Origin of the sequence: Brucella sp. NBRC 12950, assembly GCF_030268145.1 — a bacterium.
In the GTDB taxonomy this organism is placed as follows: Bacteria; Pseudomonadota; Alphaproteobacteria; order Rhizobiales; family Rhizobiaceae; genus Brucella.
In genome coordinates this window covers 23,188-47,085 of sequence record NZ_BSQC01000012.1, presented here as the reverse complement: position 1 = coordinate 47,085, position 23,898 = coordinate 23,188, and the positions used below count along the sequence as shown (strand labels likewise).

Sequence of the window (23,898 nt, the reverse complement as noted above, 5' to 3'; positions counted from 1 at the left end):
AGTTAGCAACTGCTGATTAAAATCGATGAATTTGGCATAATGGGTGCTCTGCGCCCATTATGGTTAACACTCGATTCACCATTATCGACGATTCTAAGAATGCATGATTCCGAAATCTGGAAACCAGCATTTCGATACATCATGCCATGAAAGGACGGACCTGCCTTTATCGGGTCCATTGCGAATGAATTTTAATACGGAGAACGAGAGGGTGGCAGTCGCGTTGAGCGAAACCCCGCATCTTTGGGGACTGGCCGTTGCACAGGCTTGGCGCAGGTTCAGCCGCCGTCTGCGCATGGGTCCGCTTTTTCGCTGGCGTTTCACCGGCTTCACACCCGAGCGCATCCTCATCGCACCTCCTGATCTTCGCGTTGCCGACCCTCAGCTGGCGCAGGAGTTCTATCACGGCCGTTTCGCACTGGCCGGTCGGCTCGTCGAAACCGGCGGCATGTCGCCCTTTGCAGTAGAGCCGCCTACTCCTGAATGGGAAGCAGCCCTTCAGGGCTTTGGCTGGCTGCGTCACTTGAAAAGCGCCAATAGCGAGCTTGCCACCGCCAATGCGCGTGCGCTCGTTGACGATTGGATGCGCCTTTATGGCAAACGCATCGGCGGTCTTGCCTGGTCGCCGGAAGTAACGGCGCAGCGCATCATCGCCTGGCTGCAGCATTCCAACCTCATTCTCTCTGGCGCAGAACTGCCTGCCTACCGCAAATTCATGCGTTCGCTTGCCATGCAGGTGCGTTACCTGCGCACCGTCGCCTCCGCCATGGATGACGGCGAAGAACGTCTGCGTGCGCGCATTGCGCTTGCCTTTGCAGCACTCGCCTTGCCGGTTTCGCCGCCGACCGCGCGCGCCGCCCGTCGCAATCTGGAATATGAGCTGAAGCGCCAGATCCTGCCCGATGGCGGGCATATCTCGCGCAACCCGGTTACCATTCTTGAACTGCTGGCCGACCTTCTGCCACTGCGTCAGACCTATGCCAATGGCACGGAATCCCCGCCCAAGGCATTGATCGAAGCTGTCGAGCGCATGTTGCCAGCACTGCGTTTCTTCCGGCATCAGGATGGCAGCCTAGCGCTTTTCAATGGTGTTGGACCAACACTGTCCGAGCGCATCATTTCTGTTTTGCGTCACGATGAAACCGCAGGTTCACCGCTGACCCACGCGCCTTATTCGGGCTATGAACGCCTGTCGATGGGTGCGACGACCATTATCGCCGATACCGGCCTTCCGCCGCCTGTAACGGCATCGCGCGATGCCCATGCGGGCTGTCTCGCCTTTGAAATGTCTTCGGGCCGTCAGCGCTATATCGTCAATTCCGGTGTCGACCGTTACGGCCCACCGGAATTTCGTCCGTTGGGTCGCTCGACGGCTGCGCACTCGACTGCCACCATCAATGACACATCATCCTGCCGTTTCAGCCTGAATGCGGGCCTCTCCAACATGATCGGCACGCCGATTATTGCAGGCCCGACAAAAGTTCAGCGCGACCGCGTGGAAGACCTTGGACGTCAAGGCTTTGTCGCAAGCCATGATGGCTATGCCCGCCTTTTCGGTATTTACCATGAGCGCCGCGTTGTGCTCTCGCATAATGGTAGCGTCATTCAGGGTGCCGACCGTTTCTATCGTGGCGATGCCAAGGCTTTGAAAGCCAATGGTCGCGACAATGTCGCGGTGCGCTTTCATATCCACCCATCGGTGGATATCTCGTTTGATGAAAACGGCCTGATTATTCTCAGTGCCCCGCATGACGACACATGGGCCTTTTCCTGTTTTGAAGTTGCTCCGCAACTGGAAGACAGCATCTTCTTTGCCGGCTTCCGCGGACCTGTGACATCAAAGCAGATCGTCCTTTCGTTCCCGGCTTCTGAACTGCCGGAAGTGAACTGGCAATTCAGCCGCGTTGCGATTGGAAGTTACGCCTAATCAACAATGCCCCGATTGCTGGCTTTTAGGGTATGATTCGTGTCTCAGCTGTGCTAACTCGCCATCGTCCCACCCTTCCTGAACGCAAAACGCTTCAGCAACGAAGAGACCGTTTCCTATGGCTGTCAGCTCCAAGCATATTCCCGCTCCCGATCTTCATCGGGTGCGCCGCGCCCTCCTTTCCGTGTCCGACAAGACCGGCCTCATCGATTTCGCCAAGGCACTTCATGCCCATGGCGTTGAAATCCTCTCGACCGGCGGCACCGCCAAGTCGATTGCCGCAGAAGGCATTCCTGTAAAGGACGTTTCGGAAGTCACCGGCTTCCCGGAAATCATGGACGGACGCGTAAAGACGCTGCACCCATCGGTTCACGGCGGCCTGCTTGCAGTGCGCAACGACCCTGAACACGTTGCTGCAATGGAAGCCCACGGCATTGGCGGCATCGATCTGGCCGTCATCAATCTCTACCCATTTGAAGAAGTCCGCTTCAAGGGCGGCGACTACGACACCACTGTTGAAAATATCGACATTGGTGGCCCAGCCATGATCCGCGCTTCGGCAAAGAACCATGCCTATGTCGCAACCGTTGTCGATCCGGCCGACTATGCAGACGTTGTAGCCGAGCTCGAAAAGAACGAAGGCTCGCTGCCGATTTCTTTCCGCAAAAAGCTCGCAGCCAAGGCGTTCTCACGTACTGCCGCTTATGATGCAGCCATTTCAAACTGGTTTGCCGAAGCAATCGGTGAGGAAACCCCGACCTATCGCTCGGTTGCAGGCAAGCTGCACTCTGTCATGCGCTATGGCGAAAACCCACATCAGACGGCTGGTTTTTATCTGACCGGCGAACAGCGTCCGGGTGTGGCCACAGCAACGCAGCTTCAGGGCAAGCAGCTTTCCTATAACAATATCAACGACACCGATGCAGCTTTTGAACTCGTAGCCGAGTTTGACCCAGCCCGCACCGCAGCCGTTGCCATCATCAAGCACGCCAATCCTTGTGGCGTCGCCGAAGCTGCAACCATCACCGAAGCCTATCTCAAGGCGCTCGCCTGCGATCCTGTTTCGGCTTTTGGCGGTATTGTCGCGCTCAACAAGACACTTGATGAAGCTGCCGCTGAAGAAATTGTCAAAATCTTCACCGAAGTCATCATCGCGCCAGACGCCACTGAAGGCGCACAGGCCATCGTTGCAGCCAAGAAAAACCTGCGTCTGCTGGTAACGGGCGGTCTGCCTGATCCGCGCGCCAAGGGCATTGCAGCGAAAACCGTTGCAGGCGGCTTGCTGGTTCAGTCGCGCGACAACGGCGTTGTCGATGATCTTGACCTTAAAGTTGTCACCAAGCGCGCTCCAAGCGAAGCCGAACTCAACGATATGAAGTTCGCTTTCCGCGTTGGTAAGCATGTGAAGTCGAACGCTATCGTCTACGTCAAGGATGGCGCAACGGTTGGCATCGGCGCAGGCCAGATGAGCCGCGTGGACTCGGCCCGTATCGCAGCGCGAAAGGCAGAAGATGCTGCAGAAGCTGCCGGTATTGCCGAGCCGCTGACCAAGGGCTGTGTTGTTGCGTCCGACGCGTTCTTCCCGTTTGCTGACGGTCTGCTGTCCGCTGTTCAGGCAGGCGCCACGGCGGTTATCCAGCCGGGCGGCTCGATGCGTGACGATGAAGTCATTGCTGCAGCTGACGAGCATGGCATTGCCATGGTGATGACTGGTATGCGTCACTTCCGTCACTAGAGCGCCGTGCGCCCTTCCGGGCGCACAAAGGTCGCTCTAATACAGCAATCGATATTAAACCCCAAAGCCCCGGCAACACTATGTTGCCGGGGCTTTTTCTTTGAGAACTTCATAAATAGGAAGGATTTTCGCAAACGAAAGTGTACCCTATTAATTAGCCTGCAAATCTTATCAAAGAGGCGGGATAATCGCTCTAAAATACCCCTATTGCTTTCGTTTGATATTCATATTATTTCGATTAAGTTCATTTAATGCATAAATGAAATAAAGGATGTCAGCGAAAAAGCATTGGGAGTGCTGCAATACGGGCCTGAATTATGTTGAAGTGGCCACCTGCTCAAAAAGAGCAAAGTGGTTTTTGGAGAGACGCATATATTCATTCGAGATTAGTGAAAATGGGTTGCAACGGACATACATATTCGCATCCTGACAAGATCTCTGCCATTCGAGCGGGAGGAGCATAGTAAATGACACAGTTCGTCGGTTCCATCGATCAGGGAACCACCAGTTCACGTTTTATCATTTTTGACCGGAACGGCGATATTGTCGCCATGGATCAGCGCGAACACGAGCAGATCTATCCCAAGGCTGGCTGGGTTGAGCACAATGCCAATGAAATCTGGCGCAACACGCAGCATGTTATCGGCGAAACACTGAAGAAAGCGAAGCTCAAGGCTTCCGATATTGCATCCGTCGGCATCACCAATCAGCGCGAAACAACGCTGCTGTGGGACAGGAAGACCGGCGCACCGCTTTACAATGCCATTGTCTGGATGGACACACGCACGGACGAGCTGGTCGATCATTTTGTCAAAGATGGTGGCGCAGATCGCCTGCGTGATAAGACGGGACTGCCGATTTCTACTTACTTCTCGGGCCTTAAACTGCGCTGGATACTCGATAATGTTCCCGGTGCGCGGGAAAAGGCAGAAGCAGGCGATGCGCTGTTCGGCACGATGGATAGCTGGCTTGTCTGGAATCTCACCGGCGGCGCAAAAGGCGGCATTCACATCACCGATGTAACCAACGCGTCACGCACGCAGTTGATGGACTTGTCTACGCTCAAATGGGACGAGGAAATCTTGCAGCTGTTCGGTATTCCCGAAGCTTGCCTGCCGGAAATTCGTTCATCCAGCGAAGTCTATGGCGAGATTACCCTGCCCGCGCTTGTCAGTGTTAAGCTTGCAGGCATTCTGGGCGATCAGCAGGCAGCCCTTTTCGGTCAGGCCTGCCTTGAGCCGGGCGAAGCCAAGAACACCTATGGCACCGGCTGCTTCATGCTGATGAATACTGGCGAAAAGCTGGTTCCATCCACCTATGGGCTTCTAACGACTGTTGCCTATCAGCTTGGTGAGCAAAAGCCGGTCTATGCGCTGGAAGGCTCCATCGCTATCACCGGCGCACTGGTGCAATGGCTGCGCGATAATCTTGGCATTATCAAAACCAGCGCTGACATTGAAACACTGGCGCGCACGGTCGAAGACAATGGCGATGTCTATTTCGTCCCGGCCTTCTCCGGCCTTTACGCACCACATTGGGAAGATTCCGCACGCGGCGTCATTACTGGTCTGACGCGCTTTGCCAATAAAGGTCACATTGCCCGCGCCGCCCTTGAAGCAAGCGCCTATCAGGTGCGCGAAGTGCTGGAAGCTATGGTCAAGGATTCAGGTGTAGAGATTACTGAACTGCGTGCCGATGGTGGCATGACCATCAACGAGCTGCTCATGCAGTTCCAGTCCGACATTCTGAGTGTTCCGGTCGTGCGTCCGAAGATCATCGAAACCACAGCCCTTGGCGCAGCTTATGCAGCTGGGCTTGCTGTGGGCTATTGGAAGTCGACAAACGACATTATTGAGAACTGGCAGGTCGGCCAGCGCTGGCATCCAAAGATGACGGCAAAGGAGCGCACCAGTCTGTTCAACGCGTGGGAAAAGGCCGTGCAGCGGTCTCTCAACTGGGTCGATTAAAACTAAAGCATGTCGCGGAAAAGTGGGAACCGGTTTTCCGATAACGACATGCGTAAAAACAATGAGTTAGAGCGAGCGTTGTGGATACAATTAACCGCGACACGCTCTAAGGCTCTCGTAACAGACCGAACTTGAAAACGATCAATGATTATCGACAGCCGGTGAGCACATCCGCTCACCGGGCGACTTTTTAGTACCTAAATTATTCTCTCGGAGTAGATGATGAGTAATGGTTTTATCGGTGAATTTCTCGGCACTATGGTGCTTATCCTTTTGGGCGATGGCGTGGTTGCAAACGTGCTTCTTGCAAAATCCAAAGGCCAGAATTCCGGCTGGATCGTCATTACCGCGGGCTGGGGCTTTGCGGTTCTCTGTGGTGTGATGGTTGCCGTTGCGGCTGGCAGTGCGGGTCATCTGAACCCCGCCGTGACGCTTGCTTTTTATGCGGCCGGTACTTTTCCGCCGGCTGAAGTAGCTCCCTACATTGCGGCGCAGATGCTTGGTGCTTTCGCAGGCGCAGTGCTTGTCTATCTTGCCTACCTGCCTCACTGGAAGCCAACGGAAGACAAAAGCCTCAAGCTCGGCGTCTTCTGCACCGGGCCTGCCATCCGCAACATACCAGCCAATTGCCTGACGGAAATAATCGGCACATTTGTTCTGGTCTTTGTGGTGATTGCTATCGGAGCAAAGGCCGTTGGCGCAACAGGCGTCCTTGGACCACTGATGGTCGGCCTGCTTGTCTGGGCGCTCGGTGTTTCACTGGGCGGCCCCACCGGCTATGCGATCAATCCGGCGCGCGATCTCGGACCACGCATCGCCCATGCATTGCTGCCTATTCCGGGAAAAGGCGGCTCGGACTGGTCCTATGCCTGGGTGCCCGTAGCAGCGCCGATCATCGGCGGCTTTCTCGCGATCACATGCGCCAAAGCTGCTGGCATGATGTAATGATTGAGTGATGAAATCAGCGCGCCGGGATGCGCGCTGACTTTCCTTATCGATCCGCTGGATAAGGTGTTCTTGCGGCAAGCAGAATGCCAATCGCAAAGAAGAACACCAGCACCGACATCCCTATTGCGGCTGAATGCGTGATCGCGGTCACTGTTGCCACGAGGAAGGGGCCGACAAAGCTCGTTGCCCGCCCTGCCAAGGCATAGATACCGAAATAACGGCCTGATTCTTCAGGCCTGATGCTGCGGGCAAACCACGACCGGGAGGACGCCTGCACAGGGCCGAAGGCAGCACCCAGCATGACGCCGTAAACCAGGAAGGCATGTTCCGCAGGGGTTGCGAACAAACCTTGAGCCGGCAAATATTCAAGCGGCATGATGCCGAACATCAGATAATCGCGCCCTGTCGATACAATCCCAACGGACGCCAGCAACAAAAGCCAAAGTGAAATCATAACAATGACTTTGGAGCCAAAACGCGTATCCATGCGGCTCGCAACAAGGCAACTGAAAATCGCCATAACATTGGTGATCATGCCGAACAGGCCGATCTCAGTGATTGACCACTGGAACATGGAGGCGGCATAGCCTGCACCCAGTGCAATGATTGCATTAACGCCATCCTGATAGACCATCCGCGCGATGAGAAATTGTGCGATCCCGGGGCGTTTACGAACCTCGCTTAATGTTGCTTTGAGCTCAGACAGACCTTTGCCCAGCGCCTGTCGCAAGGGCTTTCCGCGCGCCTGATCAGGCGTAAAAAGAAACATCGGCAGAATAAATATCAGATACCAGAGCGCGGAGATCGGCCCGGTTATACGGGCATCTTCCCCTTGCACAGGATCAAGCCCGAACAAGGGTTTCATACCGATAATCGTTTTGCCGGTTTCAGGTGAAGCGGCGAGGCAAAAGACCACAAAGATCAAAACGATCATGCCACCGAGATAACCAAGGCCCCAGGCCAGATTGGAAATGCGTCCAATCTCCTCACGCGGCACCAGACGCGGCATCATTGAATCGTTGAAGACGATGGAAAACTCTGCCGAAACCATTGCAATGCTGAAGGCAAGCAGAACCCAGAACAGGTTAGCGCCAGGCACTGCCAACCAGAGCGTCATCAGACTGACGATCTTTAGTACGGCAAAGAACCCGATCCACGGCTTGCGAGACCCTGTCTGATCGGCAATCGAACCGAGAATGGGAGAAAGAATTGCGATAGCGAAGCCTGCGGCAGCAAAACCGTAACCCCAGGCAATCTGCCCGGCTTCTGCAGTCTCGGCCATGCGTGAAATGAAGTAAGGACCAAAGATGAACGTGATCACAACTGTAAAAAACGGCTGAGCCGCCCAGTCGAAGAATATCCAGCCCCATACGCCGCGTCGCGAGGCATAACCTCCCGCGCTTAAAGGTTGATCGCTCAACAAATTGCTCCTCGCCCCCGGTGTTAAAAAGCTATTCGGTCATAAATAAGCCAGACCTTATACTGCGGTATCACCACCGACAATAAACAAAAAAGGGCGACCTAAGTCGCCCCTTTAAATCAGAGTTGTCGAACCCTTACTGGGTTAAATCAGACATCAACCCTGCGGCAACAGCCAGACGCGATACGGTGAGATCGCCGCCTTCGGTCAGAGCAACCATACGGTTTCTGATCTGGTCGATGCGCGCTGCGTCTTCCGCAAACCATGCCGCCGCCGGATCCTTGTCCTTGCCGTGCTTTTTCAGTGCAGCAATCGTGATGCCACGCGCTGCCTGCGTGATCGTATCGCTCGCACGCGATAGTGCCAGACCGTCATAATAGTCGGTGACTGGAATGGTGCGTGCTGCTTCTTCGATACGACCAATGCGGAAGGCTTCCGATACACCGAAATAAGCCTTGGCGGTTGCAACCAGATCGGCAGAAGCCAGATGTGCGATCAGCGCAATATCCGGCATGATGCCTGCAAGCTGCAGATTGGCCAGACGCTGAGCAAGTTTCTCAGGCGCACCCTTTTCAACAAAGGTCGCCTTGTCGGCCTGCACTGCATCAATCAAGTAGTCCGGCATCAGGCTATCGAAGCGTGGTTCAAGAGCCGAGCGCGCTGTGGTGATGGTGTTCACCAGTTCCGTCAGGTTTGCACGCGTAGTGTCGTTGCGCAGAACCCAGGCGGTCGTCGCAAGCAGCATCTCGCCAACCAGATGATAGAACTGGTTCTGCACATCGCCCGCCACCTTGTTATCGAGCGCATCGATAGCGTCATAGATCGCATTGATCTCAAAGCCATCGCGCACCGCCACATAAGCGCGGACGATATCGGCAGGCGACTTGCCTGTCGTATCGGCCAAACGGCTGATGAAGGTGATGCCGCCACGATTGATAATATCGTTAGCCAGCAAAGTAGCGACGATTTCGCGCTTCAGGCGGTGATTGGAAATTTCGTCAGCATAGGTTTTCACCATACGCTTCGGGAAGTAACCAAACAACAGTTGCTCGAAATACGGCTCGTCTGGAAGCCTGCTTGCCACCAGATCGTCCGACAGTGACAGCTTGGCATAAGCGAGCAGAACCGCGAGTTCCGGACGCGTCAGCGGCTGTCCTGATTTCTGACGATCATTAAGCACTGCGTCCGATGGCAGATACTCGACCTTGCGATCCAGCAGCTTGCGCGCTTCAAGCTCGGCCATGAAACGAGCCTGATAAGGCAGCTCCGTGAGACCCTGACGTTCGCTCAATGAAAGTGCGAGCGGCTGCAGATAATTGTTGCGCAGCACCAGTTCCGACACATCGTCGGTCATGCTCACCAGCAGCTTGTCGCGTGCAGGACGCTTGAGCTTGCCCGAACGCATGGCAGCAGCCAATGCAATCTTGATGTTGACCTCAACGTCGGAGCAGTTGACGCCTGCAGAGTTGTCGATGGCATCGGTATTGCTGCGGCCACCAGTCAGTGCATATTCGATGCGTCCGCGCTGCGTGACACCGAGATTTGCACCCTCGCCGACAACCTTCGCCCGAACTTCCGAGCCTGTGATACGGATTGCATCATTGGCACGATCACCAACCTGCGCATCCGTTTCAGCACCAGCTCGGATATAGGTACCGATACCGCCGAACCACAGAAGATCAACTTCCGCCTTCAGGATCGCCGTCATAATTTCCTGCGGCGAAGCAGTGGTTTTGCCAAGGCCAATAGCCTTTGCCGCTTCTGCCGACAGCGTAATCGTCTTCTGACTGCGGCTATAAACGCCACCGCCCGACGAGATTTTAGAGCGATCGTAATCCTGCCAGCTCGAACGCGGCAGTTCGAACAGACGTTTGCGCTCTGCAAAGCCGTCAGCTGGAACAGGGCTTGGATCAATGAAGATATCGCGGTGGTCGAAGGCTGCAACCAGCTTGATCTGCTCCGACAGGAGCATACCGTTACCGAACACGTCGCCCGACATATCGCCAACACCTGCAACGGTGAACGGCTCGGTCTGGATATCCTTGTCGAACTCACGGAAATGCCGCTTCACGGCCTCCCATGCACCACGCGCGGTGATCGCCATACCTTTGTGATCGTAACCGGCAGAACCACCCGATGCGAAAGCATCATCGAGCCAGAAGTCATGTGCCTGGCTGATCGCATTTGCCGTATCGGAGAAGGTTGCCGTACCCTTATCGGCAGCAACAACGAAATACGGATCGTCATTGTCGTGACGAACCACTTCCGCAGGCGGCACAACATCATTGTCATGAATATTGTCAGTGACCGACAGAAGCGTGGAAATGAAGACCTTATAGGCATCACGACCGGCTTCAAACACGGCATTGCGATCGCCGCCGACCGGCAGACGCTTCGGATAGAAGCCGCCCTTGGCACCAACCGGCACAATCACCGCATTCTTGACCTGCTGTGCTTTTACGAGACCCAGGACTTCTGTGCGATAATCCTGTGCGCGGTCCGACCAGCGCAGACCGCCACGCGCTACAGCGCCAAAGCGTAGGTGTACGCCTTCCACTTCGGGGCCATAAACGAAAATTTCGCGATACGGACGCGGATCAGGCAGACCTTCGACAAGCCGCGGATTAAGCTTGAACGCGAATGTCACGCGTGGCTTGCCTTCAGCATCCGGCTGATAGGCATTGGTACGCAACGTTGCTTCGATCAGGTTGCGGAAACGACGCAGAATCTGGTCATCATCGATGCTTGGAACGCCGAGAAGTGCCGTTTCGATACCGTCGACCAGCTTCTTTTCAGCAGCGTCGCGACGCTTGGCCGATGGGTTGAAGCGCAGATCAAACAGCGAATAAAGATCACTGGCGATTTCCGGATAGCGGTTGAGTGCTGCGGCAATGAAACCTTGGGAATAGGCAATACCTGCCTGCTGCAGATAGCGGCCATAAGAACGCAGGATCATGATCTGGCGTGCGCTCAGACGTGCGGTCTGCACCAGAGCGTTATAACCGTCATTGTCAGCAAGAGCGTCCCAGACATTGCGGAACACATCTTCCAGCATCTCGCCATCATCGGACAGATCAACAGGCGCACCATAGGCGTTCACGAGCTGCATGTCATGCACGTAAACGGCAGCACCATCTTTGCCTGCTTGCGGCAGATCGATGGTCTGCTCGCTAACAACGCGGAAGCCCATGTTTTCAAGAAGCGGCACGCGCTGTGACAGCACAACCGGCGCGCCATGATGGTAGAGCTTGAGCGAAACCGCATCCGGACCATCGGTGCGATAACGATAGAAGTCCACGAAAAGCGGGGCTTCTGCACTCAGGCCAGCAATGCGTTCTGCATCGACCAGCGCTTCAGGAGCCGTGAAGATTTCGCGATAGGATTGCGGGAAGCTCGAAGCCAGAGCAATGGTCTTTGCATCTGCGCTGTCCGAGCTTTCACGCACGGCGTCTTCCCATGTGCGAACGATCGAACGCACTTCTTCTTCCAGCGCATCGCGATCCACATGCGGCGTGGAACGTTCATGACGACGGATGACGAACTGAACGCGCGTCAGACCATTCTGCAGGAAGACTGGATGGAATTCGAAGCTGTCGCCGCTATAAATTTCGACGAGGTAGCGACCAATCTTCTCACGCACGACAGAGTCGTAACGGTCACGCGGGATATAGACCAGCACGGTGGCAAAACGGCCAAAGCGGTCAAGACGCGGGATTGCACGAACGCGTGGGCGCTCGCCAAGAGCCAGGATCAGTTCGGCATTGGCTGTGAGGCTTTCCGCATCGATCTGGAAAAGTTCATCACGCGGATATTCTTCCAGCACATTCACAAGCGCCTTGCCGGAATGGTCTTCACGGTTGAAGCCAAGGTGCTTGATAACCGTATCAGCCTTGGAACGGATGAACGGAATACCGGCAACCGAGCTGATATAGGCAACAGATGTGAACAGACCAACGAGACGCAGCTCGCCAATCGCGTCGCCATTCGGCCCAAAAATCTTCACGCCAACATAGTCGAGGTAAGAGCGGCGATGCACCAGTGATAGCGAATTGGCCTTGGTGACGATCAGCGGTTCGCTGCTATCGAGGAACTCTGTAACCTCGCGCGGCGTAACCGTATCATCGTCGTCCTTGCGCAGAACGCGGACTTCGCTGTCATTGAGGATTCCGAGTGTTTCCTTGACCGGAACCAGCTCACGCTTTTCGCCCTTGCCCTTGAAGGTCAGCTCGCGCATCCCTAAGAAAATGAAGCGATCATCACGCAGCCATTCAAGGAAAGCGAGTGCCTCCGGCATGGCTGGATCAAGCGTCAGTTCCTGAACGCGCTTATAATCAGCGATGGCGTCATCAAGACGCTTCAGCATCGGTTTCCAGTCGCTGACAGCAGCGCGAACCTGTCCGAGCACACGCTTGATAGCGGCGGTCAAATCGGCTTTGGCCTGCTTGTCGAGGGCTGGCAGATGGATCTGCACAAGGCTGACGCGCTCAACACCCTTGGCGGGTGCGAGCTGCGAAGCTTCGCCCAGAATTGTAAGGCCGTCCTTTTCCCGCTCGATATCGAGAACCGGGTGAACAACCATGAAAATCTGGCTGACATGATCGTTCAGCTCACCCATGATGGAGTCGAGCAGGAACGGCATGTTGTCGTTGACGATGGTAATTACGCTGACGGGGCGGCCATGGCGTTCGATGCTGTTATCGACGCTGATGATGCTCTTGCCCTTGCGATAAGATTCAAGCGCTTCATAGCCGTACTGGGCAGATTTATCGAGCGCTGCAGCATCGTAAGCCGCAAGATCTTCGGGCGGTGCCCATTCGAAGAGAAGCTGCGAAAAGGCAATGAGCGCCTTCGACTGTCCTCCCTTCTTCTCCTCCTTGCTTGCCTTGGAACCTTTAACTTTGCTCGACCGATCCTGCTTTGCAGTCACGTCGGATACTCCTGTCATGATGGCAATGCGCGCCAAACTAGCAGATTAGGCACCCGTTTCGATGACAAATCGTTGAAAACAACCAAATATTTCCGTGAAAGCCAGAAAACTCGCATCTAATCCATTTAATTTGGAACAAAACTTCGAAAACCCTTCGGGAAATTTCGAAATATGCCGTTTGGCTTTCCGGAAATGGTCATGCGAGCTTTACGTAAGCGTCATAAAAGCTAAATTTCGCCACAAATGAGCGGCGAATCTGCCGCGCAATTCAACCGATCAAAGCTCGATCAGATGGTCGTCCAGTTCATTGATATTGTGCTCGCCCGCGGGGAAATGATTTTCCAACAAAGCCCCCGCCTGACCAATTGCCAGCACGAAACCTTCGGCCACTTCCGCACGCGAAGCGTGATGCGTCAGTGTGGCAACAATGCCGTTCCATTCTTCCTGCTCGACCCGCGCATGAATGCCTGCATCGGCAATCACCTCCGCATAATGTTCTGCCATGGAAACAAACAGCAGAATACCGGTGCGGTGTTCAGTGATGTGGACATTGCGCGCCAGAAACTGCTGTAGCGCATTGAGATGCGCGCGCTTGTAGCGAATACGGCGCGGCACAAGCAGAAGACGGATTGACGGCAAAAACCGCAGTACCAGCATCGCTGTGATGAACGAGGCCAGCACGGCCAGACCAAACATCGGCAGGCGAATATCAAACCAGTACCAATGCGCAAGAAACGCTGCAATCACCGATGCGATAAGGATGCCGCAGGTCGCAACAAAACCCGCCGCAAAGAAATAGTCATCACTGGTGCGTGCCAGAACCGCGTAGATTTCACCGCTCGTATTGGTTTCAGCAGCACGGATCGCCTCGGCAATGCGCTTGTGATCCTGATCGCTGATAAGGTTTTTGCCTCGCACAGAATTCTCCCTTACCAGCTACCCGAAGCGCCGCCGCCACCCGACGAACCACCGCCGCCGGAAAACCCGCCGCCACCACTGCTGCCCGATGACCATCCGCCACCACCGCCGGAAAAGCCACCGCCGCCGCCGGAACCGCCACGGGAATTAAAATCCATCACCATGCCAAGCCAGCGATATTTTCCCGGACCGATCTTTTGGCCAAAAATCGGTGTCAGGATTGCCATGCCGAAACCGCCGAAGAAGATCAGGGCCCAGAAGGTAATGAAAACGACGAAAACCCAATCGATGTCATCGGAACCGGAACTCGTCTGAACATTCCGCTTGGCACGCGCTTCAAGTTCGGCAGCATCGCCGGACAACACAGACAGAATGCCATCGACACCCTGCACGATACCGTTTGAATAATTGCCGGTGCGGAATTCCGGAATAATCGTGCCATTGATGATGACGCTCGAAAGCGCATCCGTCATCGTGCCTTCAAGCCCGTAACCGACCTCGATACGCACCTTGCGATCATTGGGTGCCACAACCAGCAGAATACCGTTGTTTTCCTGCTTCTGACCAAGCGCCCAGGCACGGAACAAGCGATTGGAATAGCTTTCAATGTCCTCGCCATTGAGGCTTGGAACAGTCACCACGACCACCTGATCGGATGACTTTGCTTCAAAATCCGCGAGTTTCTGGGTGAGTTGCTGCCGCTCAGCCGGATCAATGATCCCCGCCGCATCAACGACACGTCCCGTCAGCACCTGTGCCGGCTGTGCTGCATCCTGCGCATTCGCACCAACCGCAACAAAACTCGCAAACAGAAAAAACAGAAAAGCCGCAAGCAGTCGTGGCCCATTCAGGCCACGAACGACCGCCTCACGAAAGGGAAGCAAAGCTGCCACGGAACGCCCGATCAGTTGTTGAAGTTGACCTGAGGCGCCGACTGGCTTGCAGCATCTGCAGTGAATGTCTGCATTGGCACGGCATCACGATACCAGATCCATGTCCAGATCATCGTCGGCATGGTGCGGATCGCCGTATTATAGACGCGGACCGCTTCGATATAATCGCGGCGTGCTACGGCAATGCGGTTTTCCGTGCCTTCAAGCTGCGACTGCAGTGCGAGGAAGTTCTGGTTGGCCTTGAGGTCCGGATAACGCTCCACCACCACCATCAAGCGCGAAAGCGCACTGGTGAGGTTGGCCTGATTGTCCTGAAACTGCTTGAAGAGCTCTGGATTATTGAGTGTCTCCGGCGTGATCTGCACCTGCGTTGCCTTGGCACGCGCGTCGATGACAGCCTGCAGAGTTTCTTTTTCGTGGGCAGCATAACCCTTCACAGTCTCAACCAGGTTGGGAACGAGATCGGCACGGCGCTGATACTGGTTCTGCACTTCGCTCCACGCAGCCTTGGCTTTTTCCTCATTGGTGGGAATGGTGTTGAAACCGCAAGCCGAAAGCAGCGGCACAAGCATCACAAGACCCAGAGCAATGAAAATACGGCGAACCGATGCTGGGAATGAGAAAGAACGGATAGCGGTCACAGCCGACATAGTGTTCTCCTGAAAAAGGCGCCTTCGCAGCGCCAGAGACAATCATGGTTGCCCGCATATACGTGTTCACGAAAATGCGAGCCGTCAAATCAATAAGATAAAGCAATTTCTCGCATCGTCCAGCCCGTTTGCCAAGATGATCGAAGCATCGTCCTGGACGAAACAAACTGACGCTCTTCCATCATGTTGACTCTATCAACATTCAGTATATTGATAGAGTCAACATAACAGGCAATATGAAAAGGCGGATGCGGGTATGAAACTCAACCAAAATCAGGACGATATTAGCAAGCTGCGCGCTTTCAACCGCGTCTATACGCGTCGCTTAGGCCTGCTCAACGCCCATCTCGACAAAAGTCCGTTCACGCTCACTGAAGCGCGCATTCTCTACGAGATCGCACATCGGGCCATGCCGACTGCTGCAGACGTCATGCGCGTTCTCGGGCTTGATCGTGGTCAGCTCAGCAGAACGTTGAAACGATTTGCTGAACGTGGCTTGCTGGAAACATCGCAGCATCCCGATGGTGGCCGTAGCCGTCCGATTGAACTGACCGACGCAGGGCGAAAAGCCTATTCGGCACTCGAAAGCAACACCTGCAAGGCTGTCGGTGGGCTACTCGACGAACTGCTTCCGGACCAGCGCACCAATCTGATGGCTGCCGCAGGCACCATCATGCGCATATTCGATGAGGATCACCGCCCGGAAGCGAAGTTGCGCGACTTGCAGGCTGGCGACCTTGGCTGGATCATCCATCGGCAAGCTGTGCTTTACAGCAAAGAATATGGCTGGAACCACGAGTATGAAGCACTCGTCGCCCGTATTCTTGCCGACTACATTGAATCCTTTGACCCAACACATGATGGAGCCTGGGTGGCTGAACTCGATGGTCGCATCATTGGCTCGGTCTTTCTGGTGCGTGGAGACCGGCCAAAACTTGGCAAACTGCGTTTGCTATATGTCGAGCAGGAAGCACGCGGAACAGGTGTCGGGGCGAAGCTGGTAAATGCTTGTATTGAACGCGCCCGCGCAGTGGGTCACGATCAACTCACCTTATGGACGAATAGCGTTTTGACCACAGCCCGGCGTCTCTATGAACGAGCCGGATTTAAGCTTGTCGATGAAGCACCGCACCATTTGTTCGGCGTTGATCTGATCGGACAGACCTGGGAAATGGATCTGAAACAAAATCAGGCAGACCTTTAATCAGAACATAAAAAAGGCAGCGGATTGCTCCGCTGCCTTTCCATTCGCAATGTGCGAAAGATTATTCGCTTGCAGCTTCTTCAGCTGGAGCAGCTGCTGCGGCAGCAGCGGCTTCTGCTTCAGCTGCAGCCTTTGCAGCTGCATCTTCTTCAGCCTGCTTGGCAAGAGCGAGACGCTCCTGAGCCTTCTTACCTGGCAGACCCTTGGTCAGGTTGCTGCGTTCTTCACGCTTTGCAAGACCGGCCTGATCGAGGAAGCGAAGAACGCGATCGGTTGGCTGTGCGCCCTGTGCAATCCAATGCTGGATGCGGTCAGCGTCGAGCTTTACGCGTTCAGCGTCTTTAGCAAGCATTGGGTTCCATGCACCAACGGTTTCGATGAAACGACCGTCGCGTGGGCTGCGAGCGTCAGCAACAACAACGTGGTAGTAAGGACGCTTCTTGGAGCCAGCGCGGGCGAGACGGATCTTAAGAGCCATTTTTTCTTTCCTTTAGACAATAGTTCTGCCCTGACGGGCAATCGGTTGAACCGCTTTTACGGTGTTCAGTTTCCGCTGTGATTGGCAGCGGCATGCTCATGGTGCCGAATGACTTCCTTCACGATGAAGTTCAGGAATTTTTCGGCAAAATCTGGATCGAGATGGGCATCAACTGCGAGGCCACGAAGGCGCTCGACCTGACGCTTCTCACGGGCTGGGTCAGCAGCAGCAAGGCCGCGCTCAGCTTTCAGGACACCCACAGCCTTGGTGCAGCGAAAGCGCTCCGCAAGCATGTGGATCAGTGCTGCATCGATGTTATCGATGGACGCACGCAGTGCAAGAAGTTCAGCAGGTACAGTGTTCTGTTCGTCAGCCATCTTACTCACTTCTTCTTCGGCAAACCGGGAAGACCGCCGCCAAGACCTGGCAGCTTAGGTCCACCTAAACCGGGCAGACCACCACCGGGAAGACCCGGCAGACCACCACCCTTGGTGAGACCAGCTGCTTCTGCCTGTTTGGCAAGCGCTTCAAGCTGCTTTGGGTCCATTTTGGATAGATCAGGCATACCGCCCATACCGCCGAGACCACCAAGGCCCATCTTGTTGGCAAGGCCGCCCATCATCTGCTTCATCATTCCGCCCTTGCCCTTGCCCATGACTTTCATCATGTCGGCCATCTGGCGGTGCATCTTGAGAAGCTTGTTGATGTCGGCAGCATTGGTGCCGGAACCCTTGGCAATGCGCTGCTTGCGGCTGTGCTTGAGAAGGTCGGGATTGGCGCGCTCAGCCTTGGTCATCGAGCCGATGATGGCGAGCTGACGATCAAATACCTTGTCGTCAAGACCGGCTGCTGCAGCCTTGTCCTTCATTCCGCCCATGCCGGGCATCATGCCCATGATGCTGCCCATACCACCGAGCTTTTTCATCTGGCCCAGCTGGTCAGCAAGATCGTTGAGATCGAACTTGCCCGACTGCATCTTCTTGGCCATCGCAGCGGCTTTTTCCGCGTCGATGTTTTCGGCAGCCTTTTCGACGAGCGAAACAATGTCGCCCATGCCCAGAATTCGGTCGGCAATGCGCTTTGGATAGAACTCCTCAAGCGCATCCATTTTTTCGCCGGTGGCGATCAGCTTGATCGGCTTGCCGGTGATGGCGCGCATCGAAAGGGCTGCACCGCCACGACCATCGCCATCCATACGGGTGAGAACGATACCGGTAATACCCACGCGTTCATCAAAATTGCGCGCGAGATTAACGGCGTCCTGACCGGTCAGGCTGTCAGCAACGAGCAGGATTTCATGCGGATTGGCGGCCTTGCGGATATCCGCCATTTCCACCATCAGCGGCTCGTCGATATGCGTGCGACCAGCGGTATCGAGGATCACTACATCATGGCCGCCGAGCTTTGCAGCCTGAACGGCGCGCTTGGCGATTTCAACCGGCGACTGGCCAGCGATGATCGGCAATGTATCGACAGAGGTCTGGATGCCAAGCTGACGAAGCTGTTCCTGAGCTGCCGGACGACGCGTATCGAGCGACGCCATCAGCACCTTCTTGCGCTGACGTTCGGTCAAACGCTTGGAGATCTTACCGGTTGTCGTCGTCTTACCTGAGCCTTGCAGACCCACCATCATAATGACGACAGGTGCCGGTGCGTTCAGGTCAATCGAAACGCCTTCAGTGCCGAGCATTTCGATAAGTTCGTCATGGACGATCTTAACGACCATCTGGCCGGGCTTGATGCTTTTCAGAATTTCTGCGCCGACTGCCTTCTCACGAACGCGATCGGTAAACGAGCGAACCACTTCCAGCGAAACGTCGGCTTCAATAAGCGCACGACGCACTTCGCGCAGCGCAGCCGTCACGTCGCTTTCAGAAAGAGCGCCGCGTCCGGTAAGGCCGTTCAGAATGGAGCCAAGACGCTCCTGAAGTGATTCAAACATCGAGTTTCCTTTTAATCCGAGAGGAGGCGTAAGGCTTCGTCAGGGATACATCGTTCTTTGATCAGACCAGTTCAAGAAGCAACCAAAGCGATACAGCACCCGAGGGCGCATCGCGCTGTCGGATGTGGACCTCCGGGATCTCTTTATACCAAATGGGTCCCGGTCGGTGGCTCGCGTTCTGAAGATCGCGGATAGATTGGGTGTGGCTTTAGGGGCTTGAGCCTGCAATGTCAAGCAAAAGGCGGGAAACGGCGCTTTGTAACCGGTAATCTGCCTCTTAAACCACGACATATAGCCCCGATTTACCAAAACTTGAAGAATACGTGGAAAAAGGACTATAAGCGCGCCGCTGCGTTGCAGGCCTTCCGTCTCATTGCAGCATGACATTCGGTGTAAAGAATGGCAAATTCGCGCCGAGGTAGAATCAACTCCGAAGGAGAAACGAATGGCATTGGTTGCCAAGGGCCGGTCTTGGACCGCAGCAGCAGTTCTTGCAGTGGGTATGATGACGGGTGCAGGTGTTGCCGAGGCAGCCCAGTGCGGCAACAATGCCGCCGGCTATAGTGCCTGGCTTCAGCAGACGTTGAAGGAAGCACCAGGCCGCGGCGTCGGCAAGCGTGCGCTCGATGCGCTGGGCAAAACCAAATACGCTCAGGCCACCATCAATGCTGACCGCAATCAGAAGAGCTTCAAGCTCTCCTTCGAGCAGTTCATGCAGAAGCGCGGCGCAAACACGATCATCCAGCGCGGCAAATCGATCAAGAAGCAGAATGCAGCGCTCTTCGCCAATATCGAAAAGCGTTATGGCGTTCCTGCTGGCCCGCTGATCGCGATCTGGGGCATGGAAACCGGCTTCGGCGCATATCTGGGCAAGCAGCATACGCTTTCCGCAGTTGCAACGCTGGCCTATGACTGCCGCCGCAGCGATTACTTCACCGAACAGCTTTACGCAGCGCTCAAGCTCATTGACCGCGAAGATCTTGATCCAAACGCAGTCGGCGCAATGCACGGCGAAATCGGCCAGACCCAGTTCCTGCCAGTCAACGTCCTAAAATATGGCGTGGATGGTGATGGCAGCGGTCATATCGACATGGCCCGCTCGAAGGCTGACGCACTTTATTCGACCGCCAACTTCCTCGTCGGTCACGGCTGGCGTCGCGGCGCTGGCTATCAGCCGGGTGAAGCCAATTATGGCGCAATCCAGGGCTGGAATGCTGCACAGGTCTACCAGCGCGCTATTGCCGTCATGGGCAAGGCAATCGACGAATAATCATACTTATGGCGAAGCGAGAACATTGTTTCGCCATAAAATGAACAGAGAAAAGCCCCGAAATTCGGGGCTTTTTTCGTCTTATGCTGCTGTTTCCGGTGCTTCTATCACCGAACCTTCAGGTCTTTTGAAGTCACCTGTCTGCTGATCCATCACCCAAAGCTCGCCGGTCGAAATATCGAACCATGCACCATAAAGGGTGAGCTTGCCCTTCTTCTCAAGAATATCGACACATGGGAATGTGCGCAGATTGTTGATCGAGTAGCGGATCGAAATACGCTCCAGCGCGGTCTGACGTTCGGTCGGTGTCATCAGCTGGTTGCCGCTGACGGTTTCTGCCGCTGGCGCAATCAGGCTCATCCACTTACCGATAAAGTCGCTTGGTGAAAGCGGCGCGCTTTGCGTATCAAGCGCTGCTTTAATACCGCCGCATCGGCCATGGCCCATGACAACAATATTCTTCACCTTGAGGCTCTGCACTGCAAATTCGAGTGCCGCAGAAGCCGCATGGAATTCACCATCCGGCTCATAAGGTGGAATAAGATTGGCAACATTGCGCAATACGAAGATTTCGCCCGGTGCCGCGTTGAAAATTGTTTCCGGAGCGGCGCGGGAATCGCAGCAGGCAATGACCAGAGTTTCTGGTGCCTGACCTTTTTCAGCGAGTTCCTTATAACGTGCCGTTTCAGACGCGAAATGCTCGCTCATAAAGGTTTGGTAACCGGCGAGGAGTGTATCTGGAATATCAGCCATGACTTTCCATTATCCCTATCGAAAACGCAGAGCAATCAAAAACGTGAGGCCGCAACTTGCGACCCGTTGCCACTTACAGCGGTTCCAGTTAAGACTGAATCGTTGGAACCGCTGTAACTATTTGTTTTTACGCATTATCCGACGCAAAACCGGTTCCCACTTTTGGCTCGGAAATGCTATAATCCAACTCTTATGCACGCAATCCCTTGGTTGGATGCACCAATCGTCGGGTTTGGACCATCGCCATCGGCGTTGCGAGGCTTGAGGCGTCCGCTTCAAGCATCAGCTCATCGGCACCCCGTTTCGCTGAACGGGCCATGATCTCGAATACTGCCGCCGTCGTTCTTTGCAGCGCCTTTTCTTCTGAAAAGCCAGCAAGCCTGCGCGCCAGAAACACCGCTGATGTCAGATCGCCAAGGCCATTGGTCGGCCCATCGACACAACGATGTTCCGCCATCAGCGCAAGGGTTGGTGTGAGCAGAATATTGCCGATGCTGCCCGCCATCAATGGAAATGCAGATGTCACCAACATGGTTGCTGGCCCGGTATCAAGTGCTGCTTCCATCAATGCCTTGTTGTCCTCAAGCTCAACCCCCGTCAGCCATGACAGCTCAAAACGATTGGGCGTTGCAATATCGGCAAGCGGCATCAGGTGATCGCGGATACCAATCGCTGTCGCCTCCGGCACGTAAAGACCTTTCTGATCGCCAATCACCGGATCGCAAAGGTAAAGCGCGTTGGGATTGCGCTCCTTCACCTTTTTAACCAGTCCCGCCACGGCTTTCGCCTGTTCGGGGTTGCCCAGATAGCCGGTGAGGATAGCGCCCACTTCGCCAAGCCATGGCGCGCGCTCAAGATCCTGCATCAGTGTTGCAAATTCCTGCGCGGGCGGCACAATACGCCCTGCAGGACCATGGCCCGGATGCCATGGCAATACCACCGTCGGCACGGCCCAAACGGGAAATCCGAGCGTTTCCAGAGCGAATACGGCGGCACGGTTTCCGACAGAACCGCGAACGACATGGCTCGAGATGACAATAACGGTTGTCGCGTCCGAAGGCGCAGAAAGCGTCATGTTAAACCTGGCTTTGCATGAGATAAGAAATGAGCCAGACGATAATCGCCAGCGTGATGATGAGTCCAAGTCCGCGTCCGATGCGGGTGGCCCAGAGTTCGATAGGATCATTCTCCGGTGCATCATTGGCAGCAAGATGACTTGCAGTACGGGAAAGCCCACGACGCACAATACCCTCGGGGCCGGTCTGCTCCCGCTCCAGTCGTTCAAGAATGCGTTGAGCCTCGTCCTGGCGCTCGCGCCCCGGACTGCCGCCCTCGCCTATGCCCGCCTGATGGCGCTCACCCATAATCTGCCTGCCCTCAAGAAAAGACTCGTTTCCCGGAGACCCGAACCGGGACAGGACACAGCATCACGCCCGGATTGCAGTTCTGCAAGCAGAATATTGTCTGATCAGCCTAGTTTCACGATGAGCTTACCGAAATTGCCACCTTCCAGCATGGAAATGAAAGCCTTGGGAGCATTCTCAAGCCCCTCAACGATATCCTCGCGATAACGCACATGGCCGTCAGCAATCCATTTTGCCATTTCATGATAAAAGGCCGGGCGCTGATCGGCAAAATCACGTTGAATGAATCCGCGAATAGTCAGGCTTTTGGTCAGAATATCGCGCATAAGCAACGGCAACCGATCCGGCCCGTCAAAAGCACCACTCTGATTATATTGCGCGATCAGCCCACAGACAGGCACTCTCGCAAACTGGTTGAGCAGCGGCAGAACGGCGTCGAACACCTTGCCACCGACATTCTCGAAGTACACATCAATGCCCTTTGGGCAGGCTAAAGCCAGTTCCTGCGCGAAATTATCCGAGCGATGATCGAGGGCTACATCAAACCCAAACTCGTCGATCAGCGCTTTGCACTTGTCCGCCCCGCCCGCAATACCGACCGCCCGCGCGCCTTTAAGCTTGGCAATCTGTCCAACCGCAGAACCAACCGGGCCAGTCGCTGCGGCTACCACAACTGTTTCGCCCTCTTTGGGCTGGCCGATTGTCAGCAAACCGGAATAGGCGGTGAAGCCCGGCATTCCCATGACACCGAGCGCCGTCGTGACAGGCACCTGCTGGGGATCGAGCTTGCGCAGCGTGGAAGCATCGGCAACCGCATAGCTCTGCCAGCCGGAATGCGAGAGAACAAAATCGCCGGGAAGAAAGCCCGCGCTTTTGCTTTCCACCACTTCACCGACTGTTCCCCCTTCCATGACAGCACCGATATCAACGGGTGCCGCATAGGATTTGGCCGCACTCATTCGCCCGCGCATATAAGGATCGAGCGAGAGATAGCGGATTTTCAGCAGAACTTCGCCCTCGCCCGGCTGCGGGATCGCGGCCTCATCAAGCCGAAAATTCTCTGCCGTGGGCCGTCCATCGGGACGCGATGCAAGGACGATACGGTGGTTGATTTTTCCGCTCATGTGGCACTCCTGCAAAACTCGGGCTGATGACGATGCCTGCAACATAGATGAATCGCACAGACCTTCAAACGACCGCATGGAAATCTTCATGCTTGTTTTTAACGGAGAGATGGAAACTCAGTTCCCTCCCTGTCAGCGCATTGAAAAAGAAAACCCGCCACATGGCGAGGGCACCGTGGGGCAGGGTTTCTCACTTGGCGGGAGGTATTTGACGTCACGCACCCAAAGCGGAGCGAGGACACGCAACATGAAGAAGCATCTGGCATTACTTCATCGTTGGGATAACGAATTCCGCACCATCCTTAACGCCATGCCGCGTGCCCGCAGCAAGGCGAGGACACGCAACATGAAGAAGCGTCTGGCGTCACTTCATCGTTG

The 23,898-nt window shown here is 55.2% G+C and carries 18 protein-coding genes; 6 read left to right on the top strand and 12 right to left on the bottom strand.

What is annotated here, in order from left to right:
- Positions 1-211 precede the first annotated feature (211 nt).
- The 4 genes from QSJ70_RS19260 to QSJ70_RS19245 all read left to right on the top strand — a co-directional run bounded on the left by QSJ70_RS19260 (position 212) and on the right by QSJ70_RS19245 (position 6,574).
- A complete protein-coding gene (locus QSJ70_RS19260; RefSeq protein WP_167377099.1) occupies positions 212-1,927 on the top strand; it encodes a heparinase II/III family protein in 1,716 nt (571 codons plus the stop codon).
- Between the two features lie 118 nt (positions 1,928-2,045).
- The gene (gene purH, locus QSJ70_RS19255; RefSeq protein WP_285538816.1) at positions 2,046-3,662 is read left to right on the top strand and encodes a bifunctional phosphoribosylaminoimidazolecarboxamide formyltransferase/IMP cyclohydrolase; all 1,617 of its coding nucleotides are present in this window, start codon (positions 2,046-2,048) and stop codon (positions 3,660-3,662) included.
- Between the two features lie 467 nt (positions 3,663-4,129).
- On the top strand, positions 4,130-5,629 hold the full coding sequence (gene glpK, locus QSJ70_RS19250; RefSeq protein ID WP_285538815.1) for a glycerol kinase GlpK: 1,500 nt from the start codon (positions 4,130-4,132) through the stop codon (positions 5,627-5,629).
- Positions 5,630-5,851: 222 nt separating this feature from the next.
- Positions 5,852-6,574, top strand: a complete 723-nt coding sequence (locus tag QSJ70_RS19245; RefSeq protein WP_194780477.1) for an MIP/aquaporin family protein — start codon at positions 5,852-5,854, stop codon at positions 6,572-6,574.
- 46 nt (positions 6,575-6,620) lie between these two features.
- Here the strand turns inward: QSJ70_RS19245 and QSJ70_RS19240 are convergent, their stop codons facing one another.
- From QSJ70_RS19240 to QSJ70_RS19220, 5 genes are all read right to left on the bottom strand, one after another.
- Entirely contained in the window at positions 6,621-7,997 is a 1,377-nt protein-coding gene (locus QSJ70_RS19240) for an MFS transporter (protein WP_285538810.1), read from the bottom strand.
- Between the two features lie 136 nt (positions 7,998-8,133).
- Complete coding sequence (locus QSJ70_RS19235) at positions 8,134-12,924, bottom strand: NAD-glutamate dehydrogenase (protein WP_285539013.1); 4,791 nt, start codon at positions 12,922-12,924, stop codon at positions 8,134-8,136.
- Between the two features lie 276 nt (positions 12,925-13,200).
- Positions 13,201-13,842, bottom strand: coding sequence for a TPM domain-containing protein (locus tag QSJ70_RS19230; RefSeq protein ID WP_079212324.1), 642 nt, complete (start codon positions 13,840-13,842; stop codon positions 13,201-13,203).
- An 11-nt stretch (positions 13,843-13,853) separates the two neighbouring features.
- Positions 13,854-14,663, bottom strand: a complete 810-nt coding sequence (locus tag QSJ70_RS19225; RefSeq protein ID WP_085982974.1) for a TPM domain-containing protein — start codon at positions 14,661-14,663, stop codon at positions 13,854-13,856.
- Positions 14,664-14,746: 83 nt separating this feature from the next.
- Positions 14,747-15,385 carry a LemA family protein gene (locus tag QSJ70_RS19220; RefSeq protein WP_064321106.1) on the bottom strand — a complete coding sequence of 213 codons (639 nt, stop codon included), beginning with the start codon at positions 15,383-15,385 and terminating at the stop codon, positions 14,747-14,749.
- 256 nt (positions 15,386-15,641) lie between these two features.
- On the opposite strand from QSJ70_RS19220, the gene QSJ70_RS19215 reads away from it, so the two are divergent.
- Positions 15,642-16,589 carry a bifunctional helix-turn-helix transcriptional regulator/GNAT family N-acetyltransferase gene (locus QSJ70_RS19215; RefSeq protein ID WP_285538808.1) on the top strand — a complete coding sequence of 316 codons (948 nt, stop codon included), beginning with the start codon at positions 15,642-15,644 and terminating at the stop codon, positions 16,587-16,589.
- Between the two features lie 61 nt (positions 16,590-16,650).
- Here the strand turns inward: QSJ70_RS19215 and rpsP are convergent, their stop codons facing one another.
- The 3 genes from rpsP to ffh form a co-directional block, all read right to left on the bottom strand.
- Complete coding sequence (gene rpsP, locus QSJ70_RS19210; RefSeq protein WP_064321108.1) at positions 16,651-17,067, bottom strand: 30S ribosomal protein S16; 417 nt, start codon at positions 17,065-17,067, stop codon at positions 16,651-16,653.
- A 65-nt stretch (positions 17,068-17,132) separates the two neighbouring features.
- Positions 17,133-17,444: a chorismate mutase gene (locus QSJ70_RS19205; RefSeq protein WP_007876888.1), complete on the bottom strand. Its 312-nt coding sequence runs from the start codon at positions 17,442-17,444 to the stop codon at positions 17,133-17,135.
- Between the two features lie 5 nt (positions 17,445-17,449).
- Complete coding sequence (gene ffh / locus QSJ70_RS19200; RefSeq protein ID WP_007876890.1) at positions 17,450-19,009, bottom strand: signal recognition particle protein; 1,560 nt, start codon at positions 19,007-19,009, stop codon at positions 17,450-17,452.
- Positions 19,010-19,454: 445 nt separating this feature from the next.
- On the opposite strand from ffh, the gene QSJ70_RS19195 reads away from it, so the two are divergent.
- Positions 19,455-20,279 (top strand): lytic murein transglycosylase, encoded by an 825-nt coding sequence (locus QSJ70_RS19195; protein ID WP_007876893.1) that lies wholly within the window; start codon positions 19,455-19,457, stop codon positions 20,277-20,279.
- An 81-nt stretch (positions 20,280-20,360) separates the two neighbouring features.
- Here QSJ70_RS19195 and QSJ70_RS19190 read toward each other — a convergent pair whose 3' ends face one another.
- From QSJ70_RS19190 to curA, 4 genes are all read right to left on the bottom strand, one after another.
- Positions 20,361-21,032 carry a carbonic anhydrase gene (locus QSJ70_RS19190; RefSeq protein ID WP_079212330.1) on the bottom strand — a complete coding sequence of 224 codons (672 nt, stop codon included), beginning with the start codon at positions 21,030-21,032 and terminating at the stop codon, positions 20,361-20,363.
- A gap of 190 nt (positions 21,033-21,222) precedes the next feature.
- Complete coding sequence (gene pdxY / locus QSJ70_RS19185) at positions 21,223-22,107, bottom strand: pyridoxal kinase PdxY (protein WP_007876897.1); 885 nt, start codon at positions 22,105-22,107, stop codon at positions 21,223-21,225.
- A gap of 1 nt (position 22,108) precedes the next feature.
- On the bottom strand, positions 22,109-22,396 hold the full coding sequence (locus tag QSJ70_RS19180; RefSeq protein WP_064321112.1) for a hypothetical protein: 288 nt from the start codon (positions 22,394-22,396) through the stop codon (positions 22,109-22,111).
- 104 nt (positions 22,397-22,500) lie between these two features.
- On the bottom strand, positions 22,501-23,520 hold the full coding sequence (curA, locus tag QSJ70_RS19175) for an NADPH-dependent curcumin/dihydrocurcumin reductase (RefSeq protein WP_113487030.1): 1,020 nt from the start codon (positions 23,518-23,520) through the stop codon (positions 22,501-22,503).
- Positions 23,521-23,898 lie beyond the last annotated feature (378 nt).